Consider the following 3,026-nt stretch of genomic DNA (forward strand, 5'->3'; position numbering starts at 1 on the left):
GCCCGGCGGCATCGCGGACGGACGCGGTGCCGCCGGGCCGGGTCAGCTTTCAGCCGACGATGGCCAGCTCGCCGAGGTGCTCGGGGTCGGCGATCATCTCGATACCGGTGATCTTCCCGTCCGCCACGGCGAAGGTGAACACCACGCGCGGCTGCCCGCCGACCGACCAGACCAGCCCGGCGGCCCCGTCGATGAGGGCCGGTCGCGCGGCCCTGGCCCGGCCCGAGAACGTGCCGGCCACCGCCCGCGCGCCGCGGACCTCCGCCTCGGCGCCCATCTGGACCGTGACGGCGTCGGCGCGCAGCACGGCGTCGGGGTCGAGCAGCGCCAGCAGGGCGTCGAAGTCTCCGCCGCGGGAGGCGGCCAGGAAGGCGTCGACGACCTCGCGCTGGCGGGCCAGGTCGGCGCCGGGATCCGGGGCGGCGCCCTGCACCCGCCGCCGGGCGCGGCTGGCCAGCTGCCGGGTCGCGGCCGCGGAGCGGCCCACGATCGGCGCGATCTCGTCGAACGGGACCGCGAACATGTCGTGCAGCACGAACGACAGCCGTTCGGCCGGCGCGAGCGTGTCGAGCACCACCAGCAGCGCGGGACCGACCGAGTCGGCGAGCAGCGCCTCGTGCTCGGGGTTTCCGCCGCCGTCGTGGTTGAGGACCGGCTCGGGCACGTGATCGCCGATGGGCTCCTCGCGCCGCGACTCGCGGGCGCGCAGCATGTCCAGGCACACCCGGGCGACGACGGTGGTCAGCCAGCCGCGGAGGTTCTCGACGCCGCTGGTGTCCGATCGGCTGAGCCGGATCCACGCCTCCTGGACCGCGTCCTCGGCTTCGCTGGCCGAGCCGAGCATCCGGTAGGCCACCGCCCGCAGGTGCGCGCGGTTGGCCTCGAACCGTTCGGCCAACCCGTCATGCTGCTGTTCCATTTTTGTCACATTCCCCCTGTCGCGTGCCGTCATTGTAGTGACGGTTCGTCAAGCCCTTTTTGTGAGGAGAGCCATGACCTCCCCCATCCTGGTGACCGGCGGTACCGGAACACTCGGACGCCTGGTCGTCCGGCGCCTGCGCGACGCCGGCCACCCCGTGCGGGTGCTCAGCCGGCGTGCCCGCGAGGCGGCCGACGGCGTCACCTTCCTGACCGGTGACCTGGTCAGGGGCGAGGGTATCGAGCCCGCGCTGGCCGGGGTCACGGCCATTGTGCACTGCGCAAGCGACAAGAAGGGCGACGACGTCGCCACCGGTAACCTCGTCCGTGCGGCGCAGGCCCAGGCCGTCCCACCCCACCTGGTGTACCCGTCGATCGTCGGGGTCGACGCCGTCTCGTTCGGCTACTTCCAGTCCAAACGCGAGTGCGAGCGAATCGTGTCCGAGTCGGGTCTGCCGTGGACGATGCTGCGCGTCACCCAGTTCTACGACCTGGTGTACCGCGGAACCCGCAAGCTGGCCCGGCTGCCGGTGATCCCGGTGCCGGCCGGCTTCCGGTGCCAGCCGATCGACCCGGCCGACGTCGCGACCCGGCTCGTCGAGCTCGCGCTCGGTGCGCCCGCCGGCCGGGTGCCGGACCTGGGCGGCCCGGACGTGACCAGTTGGGAGGACCTGACCCGCAGGTACCTGCGGGCGACTAACCGGCGGCGGGCGATCCTGCCGCTGTGGATGCCGGGCCTCGGCAAGATCAAGGCCGGCGGCCTGCTGGTGGGCGATCAGCCGGACGGCGGCATCCCCGCCGGCCGCCGGACCTGGGAAGACTTCCTGTCGGAGCGGCTCAATGAGCAGCCGGCGAACTGACTTCCGCGGCCCGTCACATTCTCGCGGCGCGGTCCGTCATATGGGTGAGGAACGAAAAAGCGTTCAGCAGACACCGGACGACTGACCCGGAGGAGGCGGAAATGGCAACCAGGATGAGCAATCCGGCAATGGTTCTTCCGGACGCCATGAAAGCCCTGCACGCCCTGAACAAAGCGGCGGAAAACGCCGGGGTTTCGCAGACGACGCTCCAGCTGGTGCAACTGCGGGCGAGCCAGATCAACGGCTGCAGCGTCTGCGTCGACCAGCACCCGCGATTCATGAAGCAGGCCGGCGAGACCGACGAGCGGCTCATGGCGGTGGCGGCCTGGCGGGACACCCCGTACTTCACCGACGCCGAGCGGGCCGCGCTGGCCCTCGCCGAGGCCGTCACCCGGCTGGCCGACCGTCCGGACCCGGTGCCGGACGACGTCTGGCAGGACGCCGCCAAGCACTACGACGACCAGGCGCTCGCCGCCCTGCTCGTCTCGATCTCCACGATCAACGTCTGGAACCGGTTGAACGTCGCCACGAAGCAGCAGGCCGGCGTGCGGTGGTAGCCGCCGGACACGGCTCCAGTGGCGCCGCGACGGCGCGGTCACCGGGCAGCACGCGGTGACCGCGCCGATCCGAAACGCCTCTTCCCAATACTCCCAACGACGGGATTCTCCACACATCGCCGGATCGGCGAATTCTCCCCGATGAATGAAATGGGCGCGGTTGGACCCTGCGCTCGAAACGAAGTGAATGGAGCACGGAAATGCAGGTCAACAGGGTGGAGTTCTGGTTGAGGGCCATCGCGATCGTCGTGGCCGCCTTCGGATTCGCCGCAGTCGGGCAGCAGGTCGCCCTCGCGGCCCCGCAGGCGCAGGCCGCGTTCTCGGTCACCGCGACGCCGTCGACCGGGTTGACCGAGGGGGCCGTCATCACCGTTGCGGTGAGCGGTTTCGGTGCCGGCGAGGCGGTCTACGCCGGACAGTGCGCCGAGCCGTCGGCCGGCGTCAAGGTGTGCAGCCAGGACGTGCTGCCCCTCACGACCGACGCGAGCGGCTCCGGCTCCGGCCCGCTGACCGCGCACCGGACCTTCACGGCGATCACCTGGGACGGTCGGCCCTGGGGCACGGTCGACTGCGCCTCGGTCGCCGGCGGCTGCCACATCTCGGCCGGTAGCAGCGCCACCCGCAACGCGGTGACCCCGATCTCCTTCCGCTGACCGTCCATAGCGGCCCAGCAGCCGAGCCGGCGCCGGAT

General features: G+C 71.5%; 4 protein-coding genes. 3 read left to right on the plus strand and 1 reads right to left on the minus strand.

Annotated elements, in window-relative coordinates; genetic code table 11:
* Positions 1-49: 49 nt before the first annotated feature.
* Positions 50-919, minus strand: coding sequence for a sigma-70 family RNA polymerase sigma factor (locus VGX25_RS14285; RefSeq protein ID WP_326918254.1), 870 nt, complete (start codon positions 917-919; stop codon positions 50-52).
* A gap of 73 nt (positions 920-992) precedes the next feature.
* Between VGX25_RS14285 and VGX25_RS14290 the strand changes: the two genes are divergently transcribed.
* From VGX25_RS14290 to VGX25_RS14300, 3 genes are all read left to right on the plus strand, one after another.
* Entirely contained in the window at positions 993-1,778 is a 786-nt protein-coding gene (locus VGX25_RS14290) for an SDR family oxidoreductase (RefSeq protein WP_326918255.1), read from the plus strand.
* A 101-nt stretch (positions 1,779-1,879) separates the two neighbouring features.
* Positions 1,880-2,335 (plus strand): carboxymuconolactone decarboxylase family protein, encoded by a 456-nt coding sequence (locus tag VGX25_RS14295; protein WP_326918256.1) that lies wholly within the window; start codon positions 1,880-1,882, stop codon positions 2,333-2,335.
* A gap of 200 nt (positions 2,336-2,535) precedes the next feature.
* The gene (locus tag VGX25_RS14300; protein WP_326918257.1) at positions 2,536-2,988 is read left to right on the plus strand and encodes an enediyne antibiotic chromoprotein; all 453 of its coding nucleotides are present in this window, start codon (positions 2,536-2,538) and stop codon (positions 2,986-2,988) included.
* The last annotated feature ends 38 nt before the right edge of the window (positions 2,989-3,026 follow it).

Origin of the sequence: Actinophytocola sp. (genome assembly GCF_035942955.1) — a bacterium.
Classification (GTDB): Bacteria; Actinomycetota; Actinomycetes; order Mycobacteriales; family Pseudonocardiaceae; genus DASYTH01.